The sequence below is a fragment of the Rummeliibacillus sp. JY-2-4R genome (assembly GCF_053847205.1).
This window is the reverse complement of sequence record NZ_CM132623.1, coordinates 1,230,389-1,255,036: the sequence shown is the minus strand read 5'-3', so window position 1 is coordinate 1,255,036 and position 24,648 is coordinate 1,230,389. Positions and strand designations below refer to the sequence as shown.

The following is a 24,648-nucleotide window of genomic DNA, read 5'->3' as shown; positions in this document are numbered from 1 at the left end:
TTTACACTTTTACAATTTAAGGAGAATGAACATGAAACCAAAACTTTTAATAACAAGAAATACGGAAGAAAACACACTAACCCTATTATCAGAACACTTCGAGATTGATTACCAACCATCATGTACAAAAAAACAATTGCTTCTAAATATAGAGGACAAACACGCTTTATTAACACAGGGGACCTTTATTGATGAAGAACTTATTCAAAAAGCAATAAATCTAAAAATTGTAAGTAATATCAGTGTAGGTTACGATAATTTCGATATTGAAGCGATGAAAAAAGCCGGAATTATCGGCACACATACTCCTTATATTTTGAATGATAGCGTAGTAGATCTAACTTTTGGACTTATGATTAGTAGCGCAAGAAGAATTTCAGAACTTGACGCTATCGTCAAAACAGGTTCTTGGCAAACAAAATCATCAATTAGCCACTACGGTTTAGATATTCACCATAAAAATTTAGGAATTATCGGTATGGGGCGAATTGGCGAAGACTTAGCAAAAAGAGCCAAACTCGGATTTTTAATGGATGTAAGCTATTATAATCGTCATAAAAAACCAGAATTAGAAGAAGAAAATATCATCTGGAAACCTTTAGAACAGTTACTACAAGAATCTGATTTCATCGTCATGCTTACCCCACTTACTGAAGAAACCAAAAACATGATGGATGCTACAAAATTCCAACTGATGAAAGAAAGTGCAATATTCATTAATATGTCAAGAGGTGCTACAGTAGGAAGAAGCTTTGTACAATGCCTTAAAAAATAAAGAAATTTATGCTGCAGCTTCAGATGTATTTGTTCAAGAACCGGTAAATCCAGATAATCCTTTACTTCGATTAGATAACTTTACAGCAACACCCCATATCGGATCTGCAACTCACGAAACAAGAAACGATATGGCTAAACTTGCTGCAGAAAACCTCATTGAAGTATTCATTAATGGAAATCAACAAAATGTTGTACCAGAATTGCAAACGTTACTTAAATAATGATTTTCCAATCAGTTTCTTTACTATGGGATTACTTCATACTGTTTCATGATGTGTTGTATACTATAAGAGGTTATATTAATTTTTTAAGTAAAGGAAGACACAATAAATGGATGCTAATAAAGGAACAGGAAAAACCCCTGGCACATTAACTGATGATGAATTAGCTGTATATGAATTTGCACTACGTGACGAATTTAATGGGATGCATATACCAGAAGAAAAACAAGAATATTATTTAGAAAAAATTCTTAACGCAAATGAAGAAGCTATATTACACTTACGCAAAAAAGGTGCAATTGCCATTTCCAGAGAAGTTGTCAATGAAGGTAATATTTTTGGTGCATAAACAAAAAAGATCGGACATCATTGTTCGATCTTTTTTCAATATATTGGTTTATTTTAAACGATTTTACCTGTCTCTTTTTACTATTCTTATGAAATTTAAACCGCTTTTAATTAGTAAAACAACACTAACTGCTATTAAAATACCTCTCATTTCAATAACATTCATTAATCCCTGCTCTACCCTAAAGACTCTTATATTTCGTTCTTACCGCTTTCGCCTTATCGAGCTCTCTATAAAAGAACAGCCATATCTAACTCCTATTTATATTTCCGAATATTATAGCATGGTTACAAGTTAAACTTAAATCACCTAATAAAAAAAAGGAGACAAATTTGAACTTTTTCAAAATTGTCTCCAATATTAATTATTTACTACAATTGACTTTAGAAAATACCTAAAGTTAGAGCAAGTAGTAACATAAACACAATAATAATTACGATAAAAATAATTCCTGGAATAATAATTGTGAAAAATGCTTTCCAGTTAGAGAAACGGTGTGCAACAGCTATACCTGCTACGTTAATAACGAATGCCCATATTCCAATTAATATTGTAATGAGCCAAGACACTACACCTACTATGACCGTGAAATAACTAGATTTAAGATCACCTGTATCAAAATAAGTTAATGGTGAATTCGCCATCCAAACTAGCAAAATCGGTGCAATTGCAATGGTTGGTATAGATGTTAAACTTGTAACTTTAAAAACATCTTCAAAGGTACCTTTCCCTTTAAAAATCTTCCCAACTACCCATGAAAAGAATGTACTAATCGTGACCGAAATAAAACCAAGGAACGGTCCTCCTATAATACATCCGACTAGCAATAACCAAGTCGGATAAGCAGGATAATAATCTGTGTCTTCTAAACCTGTAATCCCTGTAGCCATTCCACCTAAAAGTACAAAAATTAATGCATATGTCCATTTTTTATGGTCTATTAAATATTGAGCTGTCTTTTTGGGGTGCAACCAAGTAGTGAAGAAAGGTTGTATTTCATAATTTTGACGTTGTATTTGAGGCTTGTTCATGAATGAATTTGTCTCCCTTGTATGCTTTTAGTATTTAATCTATGACGAATGCCTTACTCATCAAAATTACAATAATACTTGGTTAAAATAAGGACCGATATGTTCAATATAAAGATTAGCATCTTCTCTGGAATCTAAAGTAAGGAGAGTTCTGTGTCCATCAACTTTTAAATTACCATGTATTTGATATTGATTTAGTTGTTCTTGAAGTTGTTCTTTCGTTAAAATATGAAAATACTCTAATACGTTAATTTCAAGTAAATCAAAAGGTTCACCTTTTGTATTTACAGCATATATTTTTTCTACTTTTTGCGTTTGTTTTGAAACAAGGATTTGACTTACACGGAACTTGTTATTCAATACTTTCAACTACTTTCTAACTTTATTATTAGTCCTATTATATCAAAGATGACATAATTCGATAAATAATAGTATATGTTTTTTATTAAATTAGCTTTTAAATCTATAAACTTGTATAAATTACCTTTTTAAATAGACTTGCATTTTAATTTTTCAAGCTCAATTTCAATTTGTTTAACGTCTATTCGTTCATATAATGGTTTTGGGTTTAAAATTTGCAATGGTAATGTATTAATCACTTCCCAACTATTCAACGATTTGTTTAGCATTTTGCCAATATCTTTACTAGCAAATGGTAAAAACGGTTGCAATAGTTGTCCAAAATTTTGAATAATATAGATACAAGTAGCGAGCGTTTCTTTACAGTGTTCCTTATCTGTTTTCACTGTAAACCAAGGCTGTCTTTCATCAAAGTAACGATTCGCTGCTCTTACAGTCTCAAAAATCATTTCAAGAGCTTGTTTAAAGTGCCCTTCTTCAATTAAGCGACCGACTGTTACATATAAGGATGTTATTTTATCTTTTACTTCTGTTTTTATCTGTACTTGCGGAACATTCAATTCAAAATACTTTTCTATAAACTTTAAATTACGATTTATAAAATTAGCAAATGCACCAAGTAACTCACTATTATGACTATAAATAAACTCTCGCCAAGAAAAATCCGAATCACGATTTTCTGGTGCGTTGATTGTTAAGAAATAACGTAGTGAGTCTGGATGATACTCTTTTAAAATTTCAGGGACCCATACTGCCCAATTTTGACTCGTTGATAGCTTCCTTTTTTCAAGTGTTAGATACTCGTTCGAAATAATTTTAGTAGGAAGAGCTTCATTTTCAATGCCCAATAAAATTGCCGGCCAAATAACAGTGTGAAAAGGAATATTATCTTTCCCGTGTATATAATACGAAATTGTATCAGTGTTCCACCATTTAGATACATCTTCTTGATGCCGTTTCGCCCACTCGAGGCTAGCTGTATAATATCCTGCCACAGCTTCAATCCATACATAAATCTTTTTCCCTTCAAATCCTGGAACAGGAACATCAATCCCATTTGGCAAATCTCTTGTTACTGCTCGATCGGGTAAGCCTTCAGATAAATAGCGTCTTGTTAAAGTAATTGCATTTTCTCGCCACCTTTGCTTTTTCTCTGCTTGCGCCAAATATATCTCCAATTCTTGTTGGAATTTGCTGAATGAAAAATAGAAATGCTCTGTTTTCCGTATTTCAGGCTCATTTCCGCAAATTTTACAGCGTTTTTCTTTTAAATCCAATGGATCTAAAATAGTTGAACAGTTATCACATTGATCTCCTCGTGCCTTAGCGCCACAGTTTGGGCATACACCTTCAACATAACGGTCAGCTAAAAATTGTTTATCTACCTTACAGAATGCTTGTTTAATACTGTCTTTATATAAATATCCATTTTCAAGTAATGTTAAGAATATATTTTGTACAGACTCATAATGATGTTTTGAATCTGTACGTGTATAAAAGTCAAAGGTAAATCCTAATTTATTGAAACAATCAACAAATTCATTATGATATTTATTAGCAATCGCTTTTACTGATGTATGTTCTTGCTTAGCTCTGATAGAAATAGGTGTACCGTTACAATCGCTTCCAGAAACATATAATACTTCTTCTCCTTTCAAACGATAATATCTTGCTAATATATCGCCTGGTAAAAGCGCTGCAATATGACCTAAATGTAATGAACCATTCGCATACGGCCAAGCTCCTCCAACAAAAATTGCCATGTATCATTCCTCCTTCAAAATAAAAAACGCCCTAATCGTAAAAACGATTAGGACGAATATACCCGTGTTACCACCTAAATTTACAAATAGCTCACACTATTTGCCTTAATCAGTACGCGTTCATACTGCTGCTGTTGTAACGAGTGCCATTCTCGTCGTAGCCTACTCTTATTTCGGTACGAAGCTCAAAGGTCATATTCAGTAAGTTTCATTTGCTTCATTTTCACCATCAGAAGCTCTCTATAAAAGTCCACTTACTTACTCTTCCTTATCTACGCTAATTTTTATTCTATCCACAATCCTATCATCAATAATTAAAATTTTCAATATTTTAATTATTCTTTCTATTTTAAGGATAATTATATTATTTTGGATAATTATTATCCTTGGACAGCAATAGATAAAAACTCCACAATCGTTCAATGAACCTAATTTAAGTAAAGAAACCAATAAGATCGAATCAGAACCAAAATATAGAACAGTATTAATGCCATTTGATTTCAAAAAAAAATCCTTCAGAAATTTAATTCCGAAGGATTTTAATATGACCCCTACGAGATTCGAACTCGTGTTACCGCCGTGAAAGGGCGGTGTCTTAACCGCTTGACCAAGGGGCCATTTTAGAACTGGCGGAGAAGGAGGGATTTGAACCCTCGCGCCGGTTACCCGACCTACACCCTTAGCAGGGGCGCCTCTTCAGCCACTTGAGTACTTCTCCATATGGCTCCGAAGGCAGGACTCGAACCTGCGACCCTCTGATTAACAGTCAGATGCTGCTACCAACTGAGCTACTTCGGAATAATTAAATGGTGCCGGCGAAAGGAGTCGAACCCTCGACCTACTGATTACAAGTCAGTTGCTCTACCAACTGAGCTACACCGGCAAATGATTATTATGGTGGGTCGGGACAGAATCGAACTGCCGACACTTAGAGCTTCAATCTAATGCTCTACCAACTGAGCTACCGACCCACAATAAATTAACACAATTTTAAAATTAATGGCGGTCCGGACGGGACTCGAACCCGCGACCTCCTGCGTGACAGGCAGGCATTCTAACCAGCTGAACTACCGGACCATTTGGTTGCGGGGACAGGATTTGAACCTGTGACCTTCGGGTTATGAGCCCGACGAGCTACCGAACTGCTCCACCCCGCGATAGTGGTATGAATTTAATTTAAATTATGCACTAGGCAGTTACGTCTTCCACGCTTCGCTTGCTTCGACGTTAATCGCAATCTTCGTTTGCGATTTGCTCCACCCCGCGATAATATTATAAAGTTTAAATGGAGGAGGAAGAGGGATTCGAACCCCCGCGCGGTTTGACCCGCCTGTCGGTTTTCAAGACCGATCCCTTCAGCCAGACTTGGGTATTCCTCCAGAGTTTATGGCGGCCGAGGGGATCGAACCCCCGACCTTACGGGTATGAACCGTACGCTCTAGCCAGCTGAGCTAGGCCGCCATGATATTAATTTTAATATATGATTGGTGGAGCCTAGCGGGATCGAACCGCTGACCTCCTGCGTGCAAGGCAGGCGCTCTCCCAGCTGAGCTAAGGCCCCAATATTCAATATGTAAATGATATGGTCGGGAAGACAGGATTCGAACCTGCGACCCCTTGGTCCCAAACCAAGTGCTCTACCAAGCTGAGCTACTTCCCGTTTATGGTGCGCCCAGCAGAAGTCGAATCCACAACCTTCTGATCCGTAGTCAGACGCTCTATCCAGTTGAGCTATGGGCGCATATTAATATTTACTATCATTTCATATTTATTTTACGTTATAAGATGGTGCCGAGGACCGGAATCGAACCGGTACGGTAGTCACCTACCGCAGGATTTTAAGTCCTGTGCGTCTGCCAGTTCCGCCACCCCGGCATCTCTTAATGGAGCGGAAGACGGGGTTCGAACCCGCGACCCCCACCTTGGCAAGGTGATGTTCTACCACTGAACTACTTCCGCGTTAAGGACAAGATTTATTATATAGGACTTATTTTAAAAATGCAACGGTTTTCTAAAAAATTATTTCGAAAAAATTTATTAAGTACTCTTAACAATCATTAATCAATCCTATTGAAAATAAATCCACAATAAATTACTAAACCACAATGTATTGTGATGATAGAAGTGACAAATGTTTTGCAACTTAATTCTATCTAAATTAGATTAATCGATTTTGCTATTCTTTTCAAGAAGTTTTTAACTATCTCGTTTTATGATAATAATAATATGCATATTCATGTTCCCTATTTTCATAAAACTACAGAAGAGTTAGCCTTTGATTATCTATAGAACTGGCCAGTAAAAATCATTTTCAAAGTATGTCTCTTTTAATCTTTCTAAATCAAATCTCCATTTATTCAGGGCATTTGCATATCTTTCTTGATCTTCTATAGTCCCCATTTTTAATCGGATTCTTCTGGTCAGTTCATTTACTGTAGCTTCCAATCCGTAAATCGTCATATATTCTTGTAGTGCGGACCATCGTTGTTCATCTGTTCGATCAGTTATCTGGTAGCCAAAATTTCTTAGCTCACTATAATGCGGATGGCGAAATTTGTTGATTTTATTAGTTGTTATTTGTTGCTTTCTATCTAATGAATAATAATTTTCAACTGCTTCTTTTTTAAAGATTTTCTTTAACACAAATTGCATCATTTCTACTTTTAAAAGATCAATTTCAGATTTCATATTTTGAAGAATTGTTACAACTTCTCTAAAGTGATGATTATTCTGATGGACATAATATTGCTCACATTCAATAAAAAGCTTTTTCGAATAGTTTTTATCTTGATTGGTATAAAATGACTTGATCTTTGTATTAGATTGAAACTCTTCAATTTGTTTATAAAAAAGTTGATAAATTAAAATATTCAATGCATCTTCATCATTATAGGAATATAACAATTCAGATTCTACTAAAACTTCCAGAAAGTTTTTTAGCATATCGTTCATACTATTGGCGTAATATGCTTGAAGCATTAATCGGACAAAAAATGGTGGAGCTTTAACAAATAAATGATGATAAAATTGCTCATATTTCTTTAGACTTCTTTTAATCGTCTTTTTCTGTTCGAAATCAAATTTAGTTAATGCATCAATAATCAGTTGCATCAACTCTTCTATATAAGATTCAGTTTGCGTATCATCTATACCCTTTTCAAGCAAATACTTGATCAACACTACCTTTTCTTCTGTTGTTTTATTTCCGGAAAGTAAAAGGGTGATTCCTTCCGTGAAATCTACTTTTTTATTTTTTGCATCTACTTGTTTTTTTAAACGTTTTCGGTCACTAATTAAATTCAGGTTTAATTTGGTTAATGATTTGATAGAATGTTTTAAATCAATAATTTGTTCATTTAGCTGTTCAATCAGTTGTTCTCGATTTTCCACTTCTACTTTTAAATCACGAATTTGTTTGTCGCTAATATTTTCAAATAGTGTCAATCCTTTTACCAATTCCGAAGTAATTGATTCTACAAAAATTTCTTTTGAAATCATTATTACGCCTCTTTTTATAAAAAGTTATTTGATAAAATACTTGCACATCACTTAGCATTCGACAATAAATAAGAAAATCCTTCTATTTTCTGAATCAAAGAAATTTTCATCTAATGAACTATACATAAAAAAGTCCAAAAGTGAGGTATTCTTTCACTTTTGGACTTTCTTTTATCGAACAACTACTGCATATTTTAAAGCATTGTATGCACGTTCAAATTCATATTGGTTGACCCAATATTCACCTTTATCATTTGGGTCTATTACTTTATAGCGTTTGGTTTTGCTACTATAACCTGCTAGCGTCATTACATGTAGATTATCTACCATTTTGACGTTTTTTCCAGCAGTGCCCATATTCCATTTCGTCCATTTAGGAGCTGAAAAGTCTAAAGTGACATAGACAACAATTGGATTATGTGCTTTCAATTCAGCTCTTAAATCCTTTGCAGATGAAGCTGATATGTCTTTAACGGTACTACTATATTTTTTTCCATAGCTTGCTAATGGTTTTGGAAAAATCGATTGAAAGACATCTTTTACAGCATAGTAAGGCGAACCTGCAAAGCCCTGATATGGATTATTATTTGTTTTAGGCATATCATCTAAGAACTTTTTATAACTTGTTTTTAGAGCATGCCCTTTATATCGTAACGCTTGTTGTAAGCTTGCTCCTTCACATCCGAATGGTGCGTATAGTGGCTTCATCTGATTTATATAAGGTACTTTTAGAGAGATAGCAGACGTGTCTCCACTTGTTTTATAAATATATTTTTTTGTCAAAAGCGTACCTGAAATCCAACCATATTTTGTACCTACTTTTATTTTATACCAATATACTTTTCTTGAATCTTTCTTACGTACTATCGGTTTTATGGTTGTACCCTTCTTAAGTGTTTTTAAAATCTTATATTTTGTTCCAACACCAGAACGTACATTTCCTATTGATTTTAGAATATATTCATTTGTTACTTTTTCTTCTGTTGATGCAGCTTGTGCTGATAATGGTTTTATTTCTATTCCAGAAAAACTAGTGAAAGCTAAAACTGAAATTATTGCAGTGATACTTAGGACTTTAGTAAACTTCCTTTGACTGGATAAAAACATTTAAACCCCACTTTCTATTAAATTTTTTATGTATTGATATCGGCTATATAACCGATATCAGATTAATTATCTATACTACCCTTTTTCGACTTCATATTTCGAAATCCAATCACTGAAGCTTCCCGTGTATAGTTGAACATTTTCATAATTCATCTCTTTTAATACTGCATATAGTGGCGAAGCTGTTACACCACTTCCACAATAGACAGTAATGGGTTCATCTTTAGAAACAACATCTAAAAGAGCATCATTTGGAGCTAGGAATCCTTTTTGTTTTAACTGTTCCCAGTCAAAGTTTACAGCGCCTGGGATATGTCCAGCCTTTTTGTCGATTGTCTCTACTTCTCCGCGATAACGAATATTTGCTCTAGCATCTAGTAAAGTACGATTTACCTTACCTTCCACAATCGCTTTAACCCCTTCACGATCTGTATATAAATAATCTTGCCAATTAATTTCGAGGTTCGTAGGTTCAATTATTGTTTTAGCATTAGTTGTCTTAAAACCAGCTTGTTCTAATGCTGTAAAGCCCTCTTGTACAATTTTCGCATTTTTAAATCCAGCATATTGCAACATCCACCATGCTCTTGCAGCAAATGGTGCTCCACCTTGGTCATAGATTAATATACTTTGTTCTTGCTGCAAACCACTTTGTTGCAATAAGTTTTTAAGCTTTTCTTTATCTGGCATTGGGTGTCTGCCTGCATCCTTTTGCATATCAGAAAGATCTTTTTCTAAATCCCAATAAATTGCTTTTTCGATGTGTCGCTCTTCATACAATCCGTGGCCTTCATCTGAATTTTGTAAATTAAAGCGTGCATCAATCCACTTATAATCATTTTGCTTTGCAACTTCCAAATCATTGACTGAAACGAATACATTTCCCATTAATTTTTCACTCCATCGATTAATGATTCATAGATTTCTTTCCAAACATTTAGCTTGCTGCCTTCTTGTAATAATGATTTTTCGAGATCAATTTGCTCAATTGCTTGCTTGCTAATATACAAACGTAATTCTTCGGCTTCTTTTGTAATGACTGCTTCAGACCATTTCTTCATACGCTCTGCTTGCACATCCAAATATTGCTTAGCATCTGGTTTCGTTAAATCTTCTAGCGCTTCACGAAGTTTTATGAAATCGCCTTTTTCAAAGAACGATTTACTATTTTTAAAGAAAGATTTAACTCCTTCATATGGTTTTGTATTTTGGAAAGGACCTGTAAATTCTAAAATGTTCGGTTCTTCTACTTCAAATGGCATGAATGAAAAACCATTATTGACGTCTTGAAGTTGTTTTGTATCATAGACATAACGTTCTTGGATTTTCTTCAAGATGAATTTTGCTAAGCGGAAGTTTGTTACCCGCATTTCTTGCTCAAAGTCAAAACTTAATGATGCTAGTACTTCTTTAAGTGCCAATTCCAATGCCACAGTTGATGATTTAGTTGCAAATGTCGTTGGATTATAGCCTTCTTTAAAGAAATCAGGATAACGATAATAAACTCGTTGTAACACATAGTATAAAAGCTCATCTAATTCTTGTACCGTATCTTTTTCAATAGTTGGTGCGGCTGAATACATGTATCTTGTATGAACATATTGTTCTAATTTAGCAAGTTCAACTAAACGTTCATCCTTACGTTTCAAATTGTCTTCGGTATTTTGAATTAATAAACGAAGTCTTTCTTGTGTTTTCTCTGTTTCTTCTGCTAGTGCTTGAACAGCGAGTGCTGTTAGTTCTTCCGATAAGAAGTGATGGAAGTTCTCTTCAAATGAAGCCATGCCTGAATCTAGATGGGTGTTTTCTACTTTTTCTTGTAGTGCAAGTAAACTAGATACACCAAAAAGTCGAGGTTTTCGAATACCAAAGCGCTGTAATTCTTGTTTCACATAAGCTTTAACATCCGCTTCTTCTTCATCATTTGATGCTAGGTCTATTGCGTTTACAACGAAGAACATTTTATCTAATTCAAATGCATCTTTTACACGTCCTAATTGAATTAAGAATTCACGATCGGCTTTTGCAAATGCATGGTTATAGTAAGTAATAAATAAAATCGCATCTGCATTTCGAATGTATTCAAATGCCACTCCTGTATGTCTAGCGTTGATAGAGTCTGCTCCCGGAGTATCAACAAGAGTTACTCCTAAACGAGTTAATGCACAATCGTAGTAGAAATCAATTGTATCTACAAAGCAACTTCTGTTTTCCTGTGCAACAAATTTCTCAAATTCCTCACGATTTGTTTGGATTGTAGTCCCTAGTTTTTCTTTAAATTCTGAATAACCTTCTTTAAATGCACGGATAAAGGATTTATGCACATGTAATCTTTCATCTTCTAATTCTCTTGCTAGAGCTTTATCTACCTTATCAAATGCATCTTCTAATGATGTAACTTGAATACCAATGGCACCGAAACTTGCTATGATATCCTCTTTTAATTGTTCCGCTGTTTTCAGATGAACATCGGCAGTCTCATGAGGATTTTCCTCTGAAACTGGACGAATTTTATTAATCGCTGCAGTTGTTGGGTTCGGTGATACTGGCAATACTTTTTGACCTAACAAAGCATTTGAAAATGAAGACTTCCCTGCACTAAAAGCACCAAATAATGCAATTGTAAAGTCTTTTTTATCTAGACGCTTAACTTTATTTGTTAGATAATTCGCTACTTCTTGGAAACCTTGAATTGGCGCTACAGCATTAGCAGTCTTCAGAGCATTTTGTAGTGCAGTTGCTGTATGAATAGACACAGAAGAGGTGTCTTGTTCTTCTGTTACTTCTTCGATATCCATTTGTTCCTCTTTTACCAACATAGAAGGGTCGAATATGCGTATTTTTTCAAAAGCAGCAATATGGTCTTCTGTCCATCTTGTAACATAATGTTCTGCTTCCTCATTTTTAGTTTCACTAGATACGGATTTTTGTATAGTAAAATACTTTTCTTGCTGTTCAATTACTTCTACTGCTTCGAGAATTTCAACTTTACTCTTAAGAAGTGCACATTTTTTCTTTAGTGGTTCTACTGATGTAAATGATAATTCTTCGATATATTTAGCTTTTTCAAATTTCCAATCATCTGTACTTTGCTTAAACCATCTTATGGTCGCACTTGAAACACGATTTGCAAAGTTTAATAATGCGTCACCTGCTGTACCAGAGTCCAATTTTACTTGTTCTTCAATCACACTCATTGGTGGTTTTAATTCAAATGAGTCAATTTCATTTGACATATCATCAGTCAACGCATTAACTTCTTTTAAAGCCTTTTTCATTAATGCTTTTAAGTGTCCTGAAACTTGAGATGCTGTAATCGAGCAATATAATTCATATAAAGCATCTTTACGTGCCTTTTGCTCAGCCTGCGTTTTCTTCGCTGCAAAGAACATCCCCATTTTGAAATTAGGTTGTATACTTTCAAGATACTCTCTTAACTTTTCACGTAATTCAAACGGTACAATCGCAGTCGCTGCATTTTCTAATAATTCATCACGTTCATCATCAAAACTTTTAAGCCAATTTGATGCTGAGTAAAGTTTTAATTGATGTAAAACGGTTTGGTAGTCAGATTTGATTTCATCTCTAATTTCCCAATCCTCACTTGAAAGGATTTCTTCATTATTTCCTAGTAGTTCTTGTTTATTTGTAAGTAAATATTGCTCATGTTCAACATGAAGTTGTTGTAATGTTTTTTCCGCAACATCTAGTAAGTTTTTTTGCCAACCATTCATACTATTCATGACAATTTGTTTTACTTCCTTGAAGTCGTTATATGGAAGTGTTTGATCACGCAATGATGTAAAGAAAATTCCTTTTGGATTTACGCCCCAGTTAGCAAAGGATGTATGGACTGTATTTGAAAAGTCTTCAAAGGAAAGTTCATTTTCTTTATGCTTATCAATTTGGTTGACGATTAAGTACAAATTCGGATTATATTTCATTAAATTTTTAGTAAATTGGAAGTTCAATTCTGATTGGACATGATTATAGTCCATAACGTAAAAAACAATATCTGCTAAATGGAGTGCTGACTCTGTAGACATGCGGTGTGCATCATCTGTTGAATCGACCCCTGGTGTATCCATTACAGTAATACCTTCTGGTAAAACAGAATCCTTATGGCCAATTTCTATTTGTGAAACAAGTGCTCCGTTTTTTGCAAATTCCTTGACCATACGAATGTCATAATTTTCGTCGAATTTAACTGGATCTTGACCCGTTAAATACGCAATCGCATAATTTTGTGCAGATTTATGTACTTTTACGACATTCGCACTTGTAGGTATCGGACTAGAAGGCAAAAGATCTTCACCAGTTAATGCATTAATCATACTAGATTTTCCTGCAGAAAAATGACCTGCAAATGCAATCATATATTCCTTATTCAAAAGCTTTTCAGCAAATAATTTTGTTTTTTGTATGCGTTCTTCATCTTCATTATGTTCATAAATTAAATATTGAACTGCAGTTTGCTTTAAGAGTTTTTGTATATGCTGTTCGAATTCTGTCATAACAATCTTTTACCCCTTTAATAAGTAATAAATTCATTTTACCATGCAAATACAAAAAAAATCCTCCTGATTTAGGAGGAAGTGAAAATTATTTTAAATGTGCGGTTGTCTGATTCAATACAAATTTCCCAATAACACCGTAAATTATTAATGTGGCACCAATAAATGCATAAATCATTATGACCGCTCCTTTTTGATAAATTCTCTGTTAAAATCTCCTGTTATCTTGTGTCTCTTTATCATTATTATGAACAGAAGAATCTAACATCGTTTATTAATTTTTTATTTTTATCACTGAACATGAAAATCATTCTCATTTGTTATCTCAATAATAATAAAAAATTTATAATTCGTCAAGGATTGCTACAAAATTTTCTCTTTGCGTGATAATATAATAAAAAGGTCACAAGAAAAGGAGATACCAATGAGCACATCTACACAAGTGCAGACAATGTTAAATGGTACAATTCTTTCACTTAAAGCGATTTTGCCTAAAGAAGTTCATGTTTTATCTCCATCTATTACTTCAGATCCTTATGAACAATCGGAAATGGGTGTTTTAATTGGTATGATTGGAGATATGAATGGGCGGATTATCATTGATTCTACCCCAACTACCTTTAGTGCAATTAGTGAAGCGATGTTTGGTATGCGACTGGAGGGTGATATGTTAGAATCGTTTACGGGTGAGTTTGGCAATATGGTTGCGGGAAATCTTTGTACATTCGTCGCAGAACAAAACCTAGCATTAGATATTACGACACCTACAGTAACGGTTGGACAAACAAAACTCTTTGGCTTCAAGCATGCATTTAAGCTACCTGTCATGGCTGATGAAATTGGAGATTTTATGATATTGCTTACAATCGATTAAAGCCTAAAATAGCATATGTACATACAAAAATGTCCATGACAAAATCGGACATTTTTTTATTTTTTATTCGGTTTCATCATTTTTGGAAATCATTGGAATGAAAACCTCTTATAAAATTATATGTTTAAACAACAACATTATTATTTAAAAATGGTAAAAAAGAAGTTATCCAAAAGTATTACGAACCTCTAACTTTTTGGACAACTTCTTCTTCAAAGGTAAGCTATAGATTACTAGATAAGCGAAGAATCTAAATTTTTAGCATGGAAATTTGTTCCGTCTGTTGTAGCGTTAATAATACCCTTTCTGACAACAAAATTACCAAAATGTTCGCCTTCTTCACGTTCTTTAGCATATAAGAATAATAATGGCTTAAGCTCAGCTAAAATTTCAGCTTCATTAATACTCTCACGATATAATTTACTTAAGCGATCACCTGTATAGGAAGCACCTAGGTACATATTATATTTGCCTAAACTTTTGCCGACAAATCCAATTTCAGCAAGTGGTGCACGAGAACAACCATTTGGGCATCCTGACATACGAATCACTATTTCCTCATCATGTAATCCAGCTTCATCAATTATTTCTTCTATTTTCGTAATCAATGAAGGTAAGTAACGCTCAGACTCTGCCATCGCAAGGCCACATGTTGGAAGTGCAACACATGCAATTGAGTTCCTTCTTAGAGCTGAATATTGCTTACCATCTGTTAAATGATATTGTTCGATTAGTGATTGAATTTTCTCCTTGTCATTAGAAGGAACATTTGCAATCATTACGTTTTGGTTTGGCGTCATTCGAAATTCGCCTTGATGCACTTTAGCAATTTCTCGAAGCCCCGTCATAAGTGGATAATTTTCTGAATCCTTAATACGACCATTTTCAACAAACAGTGTAAAATGCCAGTTTCCGTTGACTCCCTCGACCCATCCATATTCATCGCCGGTTCTTGTAAATTTAAATTCTCTTGTCTCTTCTAATTCAAATCCTGTTCTACGAGCAAGTTCTTCTTTAAACCAATCAAGGCCAACACGATCTATTGTATATTTAAAGCGAGCATTTTTGCGATTTGAGCGATTGCCATAATCACGTTGGATTGTCAGAATTTTCTCAGCTGTGATTAATAACTTTTCTTTAGGAACAAAACCAATTAATCGACCTAGTTGCGGATACGTAGATTCATCTCCATGTGTCATACCCATACCGCCACCAACAGCGATATTAAACCCTATAAGCTGACCGTCTTTTGCAATAGCAATCAATCCGATATCTTGAGAATACACATCTACATCATTACTTGGTGGAATTGCTAAACCAATTTTAAATTTACGAGGCAAATAATGCTTGCCATAAATTGGCTCTACCTCTTCTGTTTGAGGAGTTTCAAGAACTTTTTCACCGTCTAACCAAATTTCGTGATATGCCCTTGTTCGTGGCAATAAATGCTCACTTAGTTTAACTGACCAATCATACACTTCTTGATGAAATTCAGATTGGTGTGGATTTACATTGCTCATTACGTTTCTGTTTACATCGCCACATGCAGCAATTGAATCAAGTAAAACAGAGTTAATGTTTTGCATAAAGGTCTTCACATTACGTTTTAAAATACCATGAATTTGGAATGTCTGACGTGTTGTCACTTTTAAGGTTGTATTACCAATCGTATTTGCCATTTCATCCATCATCAACCATTGTTCGGGTGTAGCAACGCCTCCGGGTACACGCACACGAACCATAAATTGATAGGATGGCTCAAGTTTTTTTCTTTGTCGAATTAATCGCTCATCACGATTATCTTGCATATAGCTTCCATGGAATTTAATTAGTTGTTGGTCGATTTCTGGAATCTTACCTGATAAAGGCTCTTTAAATGATTCTGCAATCGTACCACGTAAATAATTACTATCTTCTTTATATTTTTCGTTCTCACTAGGAGTCCCTTTTGGTGCTTCAACTTTTCCGCTCATAATCCTACCTCCTTTAGTAAACATCTCGTTGATATCGTTTTTCTCTTTGTAATGTGACTAACTTCTCTTCAGCTTTTTCGTGTGAAATCTGTTCTTGTTGTTCGATAATTTGAATAAGTGCTTCGTGCACATCTTTAGCCATTGTCTTTTCATCACCGCATATATAAATGACTGCTCCATCTTCAATCCATTTATACACTTCTTCAGCCTTTTCAAGTAAGCGATGCTGTACATAAATTTTTTCTTCTTGATCGCGTGAAAAGGCAACATCCATTTTCGTTAATACACCATCTTCTAAATAGCGAAGCCATTCAACTTGATATAGGAAGTCTGTAAGAAAATGTTGCTCTCCAAAGAATAGCCAAGAGTCCCCTGCATCTTGCTCTGCTCTTTCCTCGATAAATGATCGGAATGGCGCAACACCTGTTCCTGCTCCAATCATTATGATTGGCGTTTTTGCATCTGGTAGTTTAAAATTCGGATTTTCTTGCAAGAAGATGGATACTGTATCTCCTACTTCAAGCTGTTCTGAGATTTCTCCTGAAGTTACACCTATTCGTTGTTGACCTTGCGCAGTATAAGAAACTTTTCCGATTAACAAAGAAACTTCATCCGGATTTGCTATATAACTTGATGCAATACTATAAAGTCTTGGAGGAATTGGTCTTAGGACATCGACAAGTTCCTGAGGCGATCCTGTAAAATTATAATCTTTAAGAAGATTTGCTACATATCGACCTTCTTTGTATTCTTTCCATTTACCATCTAACAGCTCATCTGCACCAGTAGTATATGGTACAAGCTTTTCAATTAATGGCTTAGTCAAAACTGTAATTTCTAAATAATTTTTTAAAACGACTTCTATTGGCAATGATTCATTTTTGTATTGCACAATTTCTTTCCCACTAAAACCGACAGCTTTTATTAATTCCTCAACAATATCCTGTTGGTTATGCGGATAAATTCCAATGCAATCACCTGCCTGCCACGCTATATCGGACCCTTCTACTGAGAGCTCTAGATGATACGTTTCTTTATTGGAACCATCCATATTTAAATTGATTTTCTCTACTATTTCCGCTTGATAAGGATTCTTTTTAGAATAGACTGATTCATTTCTACTTATCTCAGGTTGTTTCGTACTATTTGTTGGTAATAGCATATTTGAGATGACTTCAAACCATTGTTCTGCTGCTTCCTCATAATCTACATCGCAATTAACACGCTCTAATAATTGATTAGCTCCAAGCTCCTTTAGTCGCATGTCAATATCAGCACCAGTTTGACAGAACTTCTCATAGGAGCTATCCCCTAGTGCCAAAACAGCATAGTTCAAATCTGGAAGCTTAGGTGCACGATTACTATGTAATGATTCATAAAAAGGAATTGCATTATCAGGTGCCTCTCCCTCTCCATGCGTACTAGTAATAATTAATAAATTATCAAGCTTTTTTAAATTCTTAAATTTAAAATCAAGCATTGAAGAAACATCAACTTGAACAGAATTTCCTTCTAGTAAAGTACCAAACTTTTCAGCTAGTTTTTGACTATTACCTGTTTGAGAGCCATATAATATGGTTGCTGAAACTGTTTGTTGTGAAGCTGGAAGTTCTTGCACCTCAGTAGCCTTTGCAATTACTTGTATTGGGGCACTTAAATATCCATTCAGCCAAATTTTCTGTTGTTCTGTTAAATTTGGTATTAGCTCATTTAAAAGTTGAACTTGCTTTTCAGTAAATGGACTATTACTTACTTGTAGTGTCATTTTTTCACCTCATCTAATTTATGTACTTACTGTTCGTAATGCTTTTACTGCTTCTCTTGTGCGCTCTAATAAAACATCAAGCACTAAATCTTCATAACCGAGACTGTTACATACAGTTACACTCTTATATTCTTTTAATTCTTTTTCAATATGATTCCTTAGTTTTCCCTGAAATAATAAATAGGGAACAATATAATGATGCTTCTTAGAAGACTCCACTATTTTGTCAACATAACTACTAAACTTAGGACCATTTCCATATAAAAAGGCAATTTCAACATATCGAATCCCATAACGAAGCTTCAACTGCGTTGCTATTTCTGCAAATTCACGAACGACGGCAGGGTCACTACTTCCCCGACCAATGAGCAAAATTTCATCATCAGGAGCTAATTCAGATGTCTGTTCTTGAATACGCTTATAAATTTGGGTAATGAGATTGAGATGAATCCCAAAGGGTTTTCCATAAGAAAAAACAATATTTGGATATTTTAGCTTAATGGGCAAAAGCATAGCTGGAATATCTTTTTTGGCATGATTTGCATTTAGTAAAAGTATCGGAATGAGGGCAATTTCAGATGCTCCCTTAGCAATGACACGGTCGATTGTTTGCTCAATCGTTGGTTCCGCTAGCTCTAAAAAACAAATCTCCTGCAATTTTATTGGAATATGTTCTTTAGCCCGAGCCACAAAGAATTTTGCTTCATCTATTCCAGCCTGTATTCGTGTACCATGTGCAATATAAATAACTGCTTGCATGTAGGGTCCCTCCTAAATGACTACTTGACTGGTTCAGCTATTATTTGCTCAGTATTTGGTTTCTTATCAAACCATTGAATTTTTTCTCGCAAAGCTACAACCTCACCTACAATAATCATTGAAGGATTTGAAATAGTTGATTTTTCAACTATTAATTCAATCGTTTCAAGCGTTCCAGTAATTGTTTGTTGCTTATCGTAAGTACCCCAGTGTATAAGTGCAACAGGCGTATTTTTTGCTCGGCCAAATTTTAGAAGCTGTGACACGATATATGGGAGGTTTTTTACTCCCATGTAAACAGCAAGCGTATCGATTGAAGCGAGCGATTCCCATTTTAAATCGTCATCCTTTCCAGCCTGACGATGCCCTGTCACAATCGCAAAACTACCGCTTACGTCACGATGTGTGACAGGAATCCCTGCATATGCAGGAGCAGCAATGCCTGACGTGATACCTGGTACAATTTCGAATGGTATTTGATTATTGGCAAGTACCTCCGCTTCCTCTGCTCCTCTACCAAAAACGAACGGGTCTCCACCTTTTAAACGTGTGACAATTTTTCCTTCCATAGCGTAACGGACAAGTGATTCATTTATACTTTCTTGAATCATTGCATGACGATTTGGAAGCTTACCACAGAAAATAAGTTGTGCCCCCGGTTTCGCATAGTTCAATAATTCCTTATTTATCAAACGATCGTATAAAATGACATCTGATTCTTTAATACACCTTAGTCCCTTCACTGTAATAAGGTCGATATCCCCTGGACCAGCACCTACGATGTATACTTTACCCATCAAATCACCTCTAAGATGTAAAATTATAATTTAAAAAACATCCAGATATACAATGGTTTCTTAGAAAATTGAAAAAGATATATAACTGGATGCCTCTAGATGTTTAGTCAGCTATCTAAAAAATTAGATATTTAGTTCTTTAATAAGTTGCAATACACATTCCTCTATTGAGTATTGCTCTGTATCTAAAATAATTTCGGGATTAAGTGGTGCCTCATAAGGTGCAGATATCCCCGTAAAGTTCTGTATTTCACCGGCTTTTGCTTTTTTGTACAATCCTTTAGGATCTCGTTCTTCACATGTCTGAACCGATGCTTTTACATATACTTCGATGAATTCTCCATCTTCTACTAATTGGCGAACAACTTCTCGATCTTCCCGATACGGAGATATAAATGCGGTGCAGACAATTTGACCAGCATCTACAAATAATTTTGCAACCTCGCCAATTCTGCGAATATTTTCCTTGCGGCTTTCTTCATCAAACCCTAAGTCCTTATTTAGACCATGGCGTATATTATCACCATCAAGCACATATACTCCATTGCCTCGATTAAAAACTTCTCTAGCAAATGCATTTGCAATGGTTGATTTTCCGGATGCTGATAGCCCAGTAAACCAAAGAATGACGCTTTTTTGCCCACTTTTTTGCTCCCGCTCTTGTTTTGTAACAGATGCCTCATGCCACACAATATTTTCTGCCATCATGATCCCCCTAAGCTTTCGCTTTTTCTCTCATTCCCTTAATAAGCACTTCGACAACCTCTTTGCGACTAAAGGTTGCAGGTGGAACCTCACCATTTCGAAGCATTTCACGGACCTTCGTACCAGATAAAATAATATGTTGGTCATGATCATGTGGACATGTTTTTGTTGTTGCCATTCCTTCACAAGCTGTGCAATAGAAGCTATGTTCAAATTTTAATGGTTGAATACCTAATTCTTCAGAAGTAAATTGATCAAATATTTTCTGTGCATCATAAGTTCCATAGTAATTTCCTACACCTGCATGGTCACGGCCTACGATAAAATGCGTGCAACCATAGTTTTTACGAACAAGTGCATGGAAAATGGCTTCTCTTGGACCTGCATAACGCATTGCTGCCGGGAAAATACCTAAATGTACACGATTTTTTGGATAATAGTTTTTAAGCAATACTTGATAACTTTCCATTCGAACTTCTGCAGAAATATCATCAGATTTCGTTTCACCGACTAATGGGTTTAAAAAGAGACCATCAATAGTTTCTAATGCTGCTTTTTGAATATATTCATGTGCACGATGTACAGGATTACGTGTTTGGAATCCTACAATTGTGTTCCAGCCTTTTTCATCAAAAATGGCACGTGTTTCAGCTGGTGTAAACGTAAATTCTTCAAATTTAGGAGTTTGTCTCTTAATAAGTGTAACTTCCCCACCAACATATGTATTTGGTCGTGAGAAAAGCTTTGCAACTCCAGGATGTTCACTGTCCTTTGTTCCGTAAACTTTTTCAGCTTCTCTTTCTTTATCTGGTGAATAGATTGATGCAATCTCAATGACACCATACGTAATGCCATCTTTTTCAAGCTTTACTGTATCGCCAATTGCGATTGATTCGATTTCTTCATCTGAAACAGGAAGTGTGATGGGAATACTCCAAACTGTTCCATCAGCAAGACGTAAATTTTCAACGACTGAAAGATAATCCTCTTCATTTAAGAACCCCGTAATTGGACTGTAGCCCCCAATACCAATAAGCTCTATATCACTTAAAGCAATTGCATCAAGTGTAATCGCTTTGCTGATTGATGAAATATTTAGTGATGGATTATAACGCGAAACTAAATTACCGCCATGTGCTACGTTTGTCATTTATAAATTCCTCCTCTAGTTTTCATGTAAACCACATTCTGTTTTTCCTGTATTAGACCATCTGCCTGAGCGTAAATCATCAGCTGTCCAAGCAGGTTTTGTGCATTTTTCACAGCCAATACTTGGATACCCTTGATCATGCAATATGTTATATGGTAAATCATGTTTTGAAACATAACGCCAAACATCTTTCCATGTCCAATGAATAAGCGGACAAACTTTAATCGCTTCAAATTTAGAATCTTTGTTAAAAAATTCTGTATTTGCTCGCGTTGGACTTTGTTCTCTTCGAAGTCCAGATATCCATGCTGTTGCTTCACTCAACTCTTCATGCAACGGCTCAACTTTCCTGATTCTGCAACATTCGTTTGGATTTGTTTCCCATAACTTATCACCATATTGAGCTGCTTGTTCCTCTAATGAAAGTTTAGGTTGCTTCAGTTCAATTTGTAATTTGGGATATTTCTCTTTAACCTTTTGAATCGTGTCATATGTTTCCTTAAAATGAAGATTTGTATCTAAAAAAACAATTCTTGCGTCTTCCTTGATTTTCGCAATTAAGTCAATAAGTACAATTCCCTCTATACCAAAACTACAGCCGTAAACGAGCTGATTTTGATATGTATCATAGCTCCACTTTAATACTTCAAGTGCACCTTTATATTCAGGGTCTTGTTCGATTGTAGGAATTTCTACTTCTTCAAATGTTTCAAAAGTAAGCATTTTGTCACTTCCTCTCATAAAAAAGGGCGCTTTAATGGCTATGTATAACCATTAAAAGCGCCTCCAGTTGTCTGGTTAGCTAATATACAATTGATTCACGAATACGGTGAATTTCTTCGAAGTATAAATCATAGAATACCAACCTGTCAACTAGCATTCTAAAAAAATAGAAAATTATATTTTTTAATTCATAGTTGACTAATTGGAAATATGTGTTTTAATATTACATAAAGCAAAATAAGCTGATCAGACAAACTGAAGGCTACAATCAATGACACAGTAGAAGTGCCAACGATTGTAGCCTTTTTACTTTTTGAATCTATTTCAGCAATTTATTATTTTGATAATTCACTAAATTTCCTAATTGTTAAAGGAGTGAAAAAATGAAAACCACTAAGAAATTCGCTGCATTTTTGGCAGCAAGCTCAATAGCGTTGTTGATTAGTGGATGTTCTAGTTCAAACCAAAAGGGCGCCACCATTAATCTACTAAATGTATCCTATGATCCAACTAGAGAATTGTACGAAGGGATAAATGATTCCTTCACAAAAGAGTGGAAACAAAAAACAGGGCAGAATGTTAAAATTCAGCAATCTCATGGTGGCTCTGGTAAGCAAGGGCGTGCTGTAATCGATGGCTTACAAGCAGATGTTGTAACACTTGCACTTGCTTATGATATCGATGAAATTGCTTCAAATCGCAATCTAATTAATAAGGACTGGGAAAAAGATTTACCCGATCATTCTTCTCCCTACACTTCAACGATTGTATTTCTCGTTCGCAAGGGGAATCCAAAGCATATTCATGATTGGGATGACCTTGTGAAAAAAAATGTCTCTGTTGTAACACCAAATCCAAAGTCATCTGGAGGAGCGCGTTGGAATTATTTAGCTGCATGGGGTTATGCAGATCGTAAATACAATGGGGATGAAACAAAAATTAAAGACTTTATGAAAAAGCTTTATAACAATGTAGAAGTTCTTGATTCAGGAGCCCGTGGTTCTACAACAACATTTACAGAGCGACAAATTGGGGATGTATTAATCGCATGGGAAAACGAAGCTTATTTATCATTAAAAGAGCTTGGTCAAGACAAATTTGAAATCGTCACACCATCATTAAGCATTTTAGCTGAACCTCCTGTTGCAGTTGTTGACAAAAATACGAAACGAAAGGGAACTGATAAAGTTGCAAAGGCATATTTAGAATATCTCTATACAGATAAGGGTCAGGAAATTGCAGCAGAAAACTATTACCGCCCACGTAACAAGAAGATTCTTGAAGAACATAAAAAGCAATTTCCAAAGCTAGATTTAATTACAATTGATGATTTTGGAGGCTGGCAAAAAGCTCAAAAGGAACATTTCAGCGATGGTGGAACATTTGACTCCATTTATACTCCTAAAAATCAGTAAGGAGGAATTTTTTTGGCAACTCTTTTACCACGCAAGAAAAAGTTAACCATCCTTCCGGGATTTAAGCTTTCTCTTGGTTTTACGTTACTTTATTTATGTATTTTAGTATTACTGCCTCTATCTATGCTCTTTTGGAATACGATGCAGCTTAGTTTGAATGATTTCTTCAAAACGATAACTGATATCAGAGTAATAGCATCGTATAAGGTAACATTTGGTACTGCATTAGTGGCAGCCATTATTAATGTAATTTTCGGTACCATGATTGCTTGGGTACTTACTCGTTATGATTTTGTTGGAAAAAAACTGATGGATGGTCTAGTCGATCTTCCTTTCGCTTTGCCGACTGCAGTTGCTGGGATTGCACTTACGACACTCTATGCAAAAAACGGCTGGATTGGAAGCCTAGTCCCATTTAAAATAGCATTTACCCCATTAGGGATCATTATTGCTTTAACATTTATCGGATTACCATTCGTAGTACGAACAATACAACCAGTATTGCAAAATTTTTCAGTTGAATCAGAAGAGGCATCCGCCAGTCTTGGGGCAAATCGACTTCAAACTTTTACAAAAGTTATTTTTCCAGAGCTAATTCCGGCCATCTTAACTGGTTTTACTCTTGCCTTTTCTCGTGCTCTCGGTGAATATGGTTCTGTCGTTTTTATTGCTGGAAATATGCCAATGAAAACAGAGATAACGCCTTTACTCATTATGACGAAGCTTGAGCAATATGATTATGCAGGTGCTACTGCGATAGCAATTGTTTTACTCGTATCATCATTTGTGATTTTGCTAGTGATGAATACAATTCAATGGTTCGTAAACAAGAAATATAGTGCATAGGAGGCGAAGGCATGGAAAAAC

The 24,648-nt window shown here is 35.1% G+C and carries 18 protein-coding genes, 14 tRNA genes, 1 pseudogene and 1 other annotated feature; of the genes and pseudogenes, 5 read left to right on the top strand and 28 right to left on the bottom strand.

All coding sequences use genetic code 11. The features are described from left to right. Positions 1–31 precede the first annotated feature (31 nt). Positions 32–998: pseudogene (locus ACWV26_RS05905) on the top strand (2-hydroxyacid dehydrogenase). A 109-nt stretch (positions 999–1,107) separates the two neighbouring features. Continuing rightward, positions 1,108–1,347, top strand: a complete 240-nt coding sequence (locus tag ACWV26_RS05900) for a hypothetical protein (RefSeq protein ID WP_455897428.1) — start codon at positions 1,108–1,110, stop codon at positions 1,345–1,347. 383 nt (positions 1,348–1,730) lie between these two features. Here ACWV26_RS05900 and ACWV26_RS05895 read toward each other — a convergent pair whose 3' ends face one another. The 21 genes from ACWV26_RS05895 to ACWV26_RS05795 form a co-directional block, all read right to left on the bottom strand. Next, positions 1,731–2,378, bottom strand: a complete 648-nt coding sequence (locus ACWV26_RS05895; RefSeq protein WP_455897427.1) for a Yip1 family protein — start codon at positions 2,376–2,378, stop codon at positions 1,731–1,733. A 66-nt stretch (positions 2,379–2,444) separates the two neighbouring features. Beyond that, positions 2,445–2,738: a hypothetical protein gene (locus tag ACWV26_RS05890; RefSeq protein WP_455897426.1), complete on the bottom strand. Its 294-nt coding sequence runs from the start codon at positions 2,736–2,738 to the stop codon at positions 2,445–2,447. A 128-nt stretch (positions 2,739–2,866) separates the two neighbouring features. Continuing rightward, entirely contained in the window at positions 2,867–4,501 is a 1,635-nt protein-coding gene (gene metG, locus ACWV26_RS05885; protein ID WP_455897425.1) for a methionine--tRNA ligase, read from the bottom strand. A gap of 45 nt (positions 4,502–4,546) precedes the next feature. Continuing rightward, positions 4,547–4,785 (bottom strand) — a binding site (T-box leader). Positions 4,786–5,046: 261 nt separating this feature from the next. Beyond that, positions 5,047–5,118, bottom strand: a tRNA-Glu gene (locus ACWV26_RS05880). A gap of 10 nt (positions 5,119–5,128) precedes the next feature. Beyond that, positions 5,129–5,219: transfer RNA gene (locus tag ACWV26_RS05875), tRNA-Ser, on the bottom strand. A 3-nt stretch (positions 5,220–5,222) separates the two neighbouring features. Further along, positions 5,223–5,299, bottom strand: a tRNA-Asn gene (locus tag ACWV26_RS05870). A 9-nt stretch (positions 5,300–5,308) separates the two neighbouring features. Further along, a tRNA-Thr gene (locus tag ACWV26_RS05865) sits at positions 5,309–5,384 on the bottom strand. Positions 5,385–5,396: 12 nt separating this feature from the next. Continuing rightward, positions 5,397–5,472: transfer RNA gene (locus tag ACWV26_RS05860), tRNA-Phe, on the bottom strand. A 29-nt stretch (positions 5,473–5,501) separates the two neighbouring features. Further along, positions 5,502–5,578, bottom strand: a tRNA-Asp gene (locus ACWV26_RS05855). A 3-nt stretch (positions 5,579–5,581) separates the two neighbouring features. Further along, positions 5,582–5,658 (bottom strand) — tRNA-Met (locus tag ACWV26_RS05850). A gap of 129 nt (positions 5,659–5,787) precedes the next feature. Continuing rightward, positions 5,788–5,880, bottom strand: a tRNA-Ser gene (locus ACWV26_RS05845). Between the two features lie 8 nt (positions 5,881–5,888). Further along, positions 5,889–5,962, bottom strand: a tRNA-Met gene (locus ACWV26_RS05840). A gap of 24 nt (positions 5,963–5,986) precedes the next feature. Then, positions 5,987–6,062: transfer RNA gene (locus ACWV26_RS05835), tRNA-Ala, on the bottom strand. 22 nt (positions 6,063–6,084) lie between these two features. Continuing rightward, positions 6,085–6,161 (bottom strand) — tRNA-Pro (locus ACWV26_RS05830). A 4-nt stretch (positions 6,162–6,165) separates the two neighbouring features. After that, positions 6,166–6,242, bottom strand: a tRNA-Arg gene (locus tag ACWV26_RS05825). Between the two features lie 45 nt (positions 6,243–6,287). Further along, positions 6,288–6,376, bottom strand: a tRNA-Leu gene (locus ACWV26_RS05820). A 9-nt stretch (positions 6,377–6,385) separates the two neighbouring features. Beyond that, positions 6,386–6,460: transfer RNA gene (locus tag ACWV26_RS05815), tRNA-Gly, on the bottom strand. Positions 6,461–6,784: 324 nt separating this feature from the next. Beyond that, positions 6,785–7,999: a hypothetical protein gene (locus tag ACWV26_RS05810; protein ID WP_455897424.1), complete on the bottom strand. Its 1,215-nt coding sequence runs from the start codon at positions 7,997–7,999 to the stop codon at positions 6,785–6,787. Positions 8,000–8,170: 171 nt separating this feature from the next. Continuing rightward, a complete protein-coding gene (locus ACWV26_RS05805; protein ID WP_455897423.1) occupies positions 8,171–9,106 on the bottom strand; it encodes a C39 family peptidase in 936 nt (311 codons plus the stop codon). Between the two features lie 75 nt (positions 9,107–9,181). Continuing rightward, positions 9,182–9,994 carry a sulfurtransferase gene (locus tag ACWV26_RS05800; RefSeq protein ID WP_455897422.1) on the bottom strand — a complete coding sequence of 271 codons (813 nt, stop codon included), beginning with the start codon at positions 9,992–9,994 and terminating at the stop codon, positions 9,182–9,184. Next, positions 9,994–13,620, bottom strand: coding sequence for a dynamin family protein (locus ACWV26_RS05795; protein ID WP_455897421.1), 3,627 nt, complete (start codon positions 13,618–13,620; stop codon positions 9,994–9,996). Before ACWV26_RS05795 ends, ACWV26_RS05800 begins: the two co-directional genes overlap by 1 nt. Before the next feature lie 424 nt (positions 13,621–14,044). Between ACWV26_RS05795 and ACWV26_RS05790 the strand changes: the two genes are divergently transcribed. Further along, on the top strand, positions 14,045–14,494 hold the full coding sequence (locus ACWV26_RS05790; RefSeq protein ID WP_455897420.1) for a chemotaxis protein CheX: 450 nt from the start codon (positions 14,045–14,047) through the stop codon (positions 14,492–14,494). A gap of 233 nt (positions 14,495–14,727) precedes the next feature. On the opposite strand, the gene cysI is transcribed toward ACWV26_RS05790, so the two are convergent. The 7 genes from cysI to ACWV26_RS05755 form a co-directional block, all read right to left on the bottom strand. Continuing rightward, positions 14,728–16,467: an assimilatory sulfite reductase (NADPH) hemoprotein subunit gene (gene cysI / locus ACWV26_RS05785; protein WP_455897419.1), complete on the bottom strand. Its 1,740-nt coding sequence runs from the start codon at positions 16,465–16,467 to the stop codon at positions 14,728–14,730. Positions 16,468–16,480: 13 nt separating this feature from the next. After that, on the bottom strand, positions 16,481–18,232 hold the full coding sequence (locus tag ACWV26_RS05780; protein ID WP_455897418.1) for an assimilatory sulfite reductase (NADPH) flavoprotein subunit: 1,752 nt from the start codon (positions 18,230–18,232) through the stop codon (positions 16,481–16,483). A gap of 18 nt (positions 18,233–18,250) precedes the next feature. Then, complete coding sequence (locus ACWV26_RS05775; protein ID WP_455897417.1) at positions 18,251–18,991, bottom strand: sirohydrochlorin chelatase; 741 nt, start codon at positions 18,989–18,991, stop codon at positions 18,251–18,253. Between the two features lie 20 nt (positions 18,992–19,011). Further along, positions 19,012–19,788, bottom strand: a complete 777-nt coding sequence (cobA, locus tag ACWV26_RS05770) for a uroporphyrinogen-III C-methyltransferase (RefSeq protein WP_455897416.1) — start codon at positions 19,786–19,788, stop codon at positions 19,012–19,014. A 123-nt stretch (positions 19,789–19,911) separates the two neighbouring features. Further along, positions 19,912–20,493, bottom strand: a complete 582-nt coding sequence (gene cysC / locus ACWV26_RS05765) for an adenylyl-sulfate kinase (RefSeq protein WP_455897415.1) — start codon at positions 20,491–20,493, stop codon at positions 19,912–19,914. Between the two features lie 10 nt (positions 20,494–20,503). Further along, positions 20,504–21,643, bottom strand: coding sequence for a sulfate adenylyltransferase (gene sat, locus ACWV26_RS05760; protein ID WP_455897414.1), 1,140 nt, complete (start codon positions 21,641–21,643; stop codon positions 20,504–20,506). A gap of 15 nt (positions 21,644–21,658) precedes the next feature. After that, positions 21,659–22,366, bottom strand: a complete 708-nt coding sequence (locus tag ACWV26_RS05755; RefSeq protein WP_455897413.1) for a phosphoadenylyl-sulfate reductase — start codon at positions 22,364–22,366, stop codon at positions 21,659–21,661. A gap of 383 nt (positions 22,367–22,749) precedes the next feature. On the opposite strand from ACWV26_RS05755, the gene ACWV26_RS05750 reads away from it, so the two are divergent. Together ACWV26_RS05750 and cysT are read left to right on the top strand one after the other, a co-directional pair. Continuing rightward, positions 22,750–23,781: a sulfate ABC transporter substrate-binding protein gene (locus tag ACWV26_RS05750; protein ID WP_455897412.1), complete on the top strand. Its 1,032-nt coding sequence runs from the start codon at positions 22,750–22,752 to the stop codon at positions 23,779–23,781. Positions 23,782–23,793: 12 nt separating this feature from the next. Beyond that, positions 23,794–24,627, top strand: coding sequence for a sulfate ABC transporter permease subunit CysT (cysT, locus tag ACWV26_RS05745; protein ID WP_455897411.1), 834 nt, complete (start codon positions 23,794–23,796; stop codon positions 24,625–24,627). The last annotated feature ends 21 nt before the right edge of the window (positions 24,628–24,648 follow it).

Excerpts from the sequence above, each read along its gene's own strand:
- ACWV26_RS05810 (WP_455897424.1), bottom strand. The coding sequence starts at position 7,999 with ATGATTTCAAAAGAAATTTTTGTAGAATCAATTACTTCGGAATTGGTA.
- ACWV26_RS05805 (WP_455897423.1), bottom strand. The coding sequence starts at position 9,106 with ATGTTTTTATCCAGTCAAAGGAAGTTTACTAAAGTCCTAAGTATCACT.
- ACWV26_RS05790 (WP_455897420.1), top strand. The coding sequence starts at position 14,045 with ATGAGCACATCTACACAAGTGCAGACAATGTTAAATGGTACAATTCTT.
- ACWV26_RS05895 (WP_455897427.1), bottom strand. The coding sequence starts at position 2,378 with ATGAACAAGCCTCAAATACAACGTCAAAATTATGAAATACAACCTTTC.
- ACWV26_RS05750 (WP_455897412.1), top strand. The coding sequence starts at position 22,750 with ATGAAAACCACTAAGAAATTCGCTGCATTTTTGGCAGCAAGCTCAATA.
- ACWV26_RS05800 (WP_455897422.1), bottom strand. The coding sequence starts at position 9,994 with ATGGGAAATGTATTCGTTTCAGTCAATGATTTGGAAGTTGCAAAGCAA.
- sat (WP_455897414.1), bottom strand. The coding sequence starts at position 21,643 with ATGACAAACGTAGCACATGGCGGTAATTTAGTTTCGCGTTATAATCCA.
- cysI (WP_455897419.1), bottom strand. The coding sequence starts at position 16,467 with ATGAGCGGAAAAGTTGAAGCACCAAAAGGGACTCCTAGTGAGAACGAA.
- ACWV26_RS05900 (WP_455897428.1), top strand. The coding sequence starts at position 1,108 with ATGGATGCTAATAAAGGAACAGGAAAAACCCCTGGCACATTAACTGAT.
- cobA (WP_455897416.1), bottom strand. The coding sequence starts at position 19,788 with ATGGGTAAAGTATACATCGTAGGTGCTGGTCCAGGGGATATCGACCTT.
- metG (WP_455897425.1), bottom strand. The coding sequence starts at position 4,501 with ATGGCAATTTTTGTTGGAGGAGCTTGGCCGTATGCGAATGGTTCATTA.
- ACWV26_RS05755 (WP_455897413.1), bottom strand. The coding sequence starts at position 22,366 with ATGCTTACTTTTGAAACATTTGAAGAAGTAGAAATTCCTACAATCGAA.
- ACWV26_RS05795 (WP_455897421.1), bottom strand. The coding sequence starts at position 13,620 with ATGACAGAATTCGAACAGCATATACAAAAACTCTTAAAGCAAACTGCA.
- ACWV26_RS05780 (WP_455897418.1), bottom strand. The coding sequence starts at position 18,232 with ATGACACTACAAGTAAGTAATAGTCCATTTACTGAAAAGCAAGTTCAA.
- ACWV26_RS05775 (WP_455897417.1), bottom strand. The coding sequence starts at position 18,991 with ATGCAAGCAGTTATTTATATTGCACATGGTACACGAATACAGGCTGGA.
- cysC (WP_455897415.1), bottom strand. The coding sequence starts at position 20,493 with ATGGCAGAAAATATTGTGTGGCATGAGGCATCTGTTACAAAACAAGAG.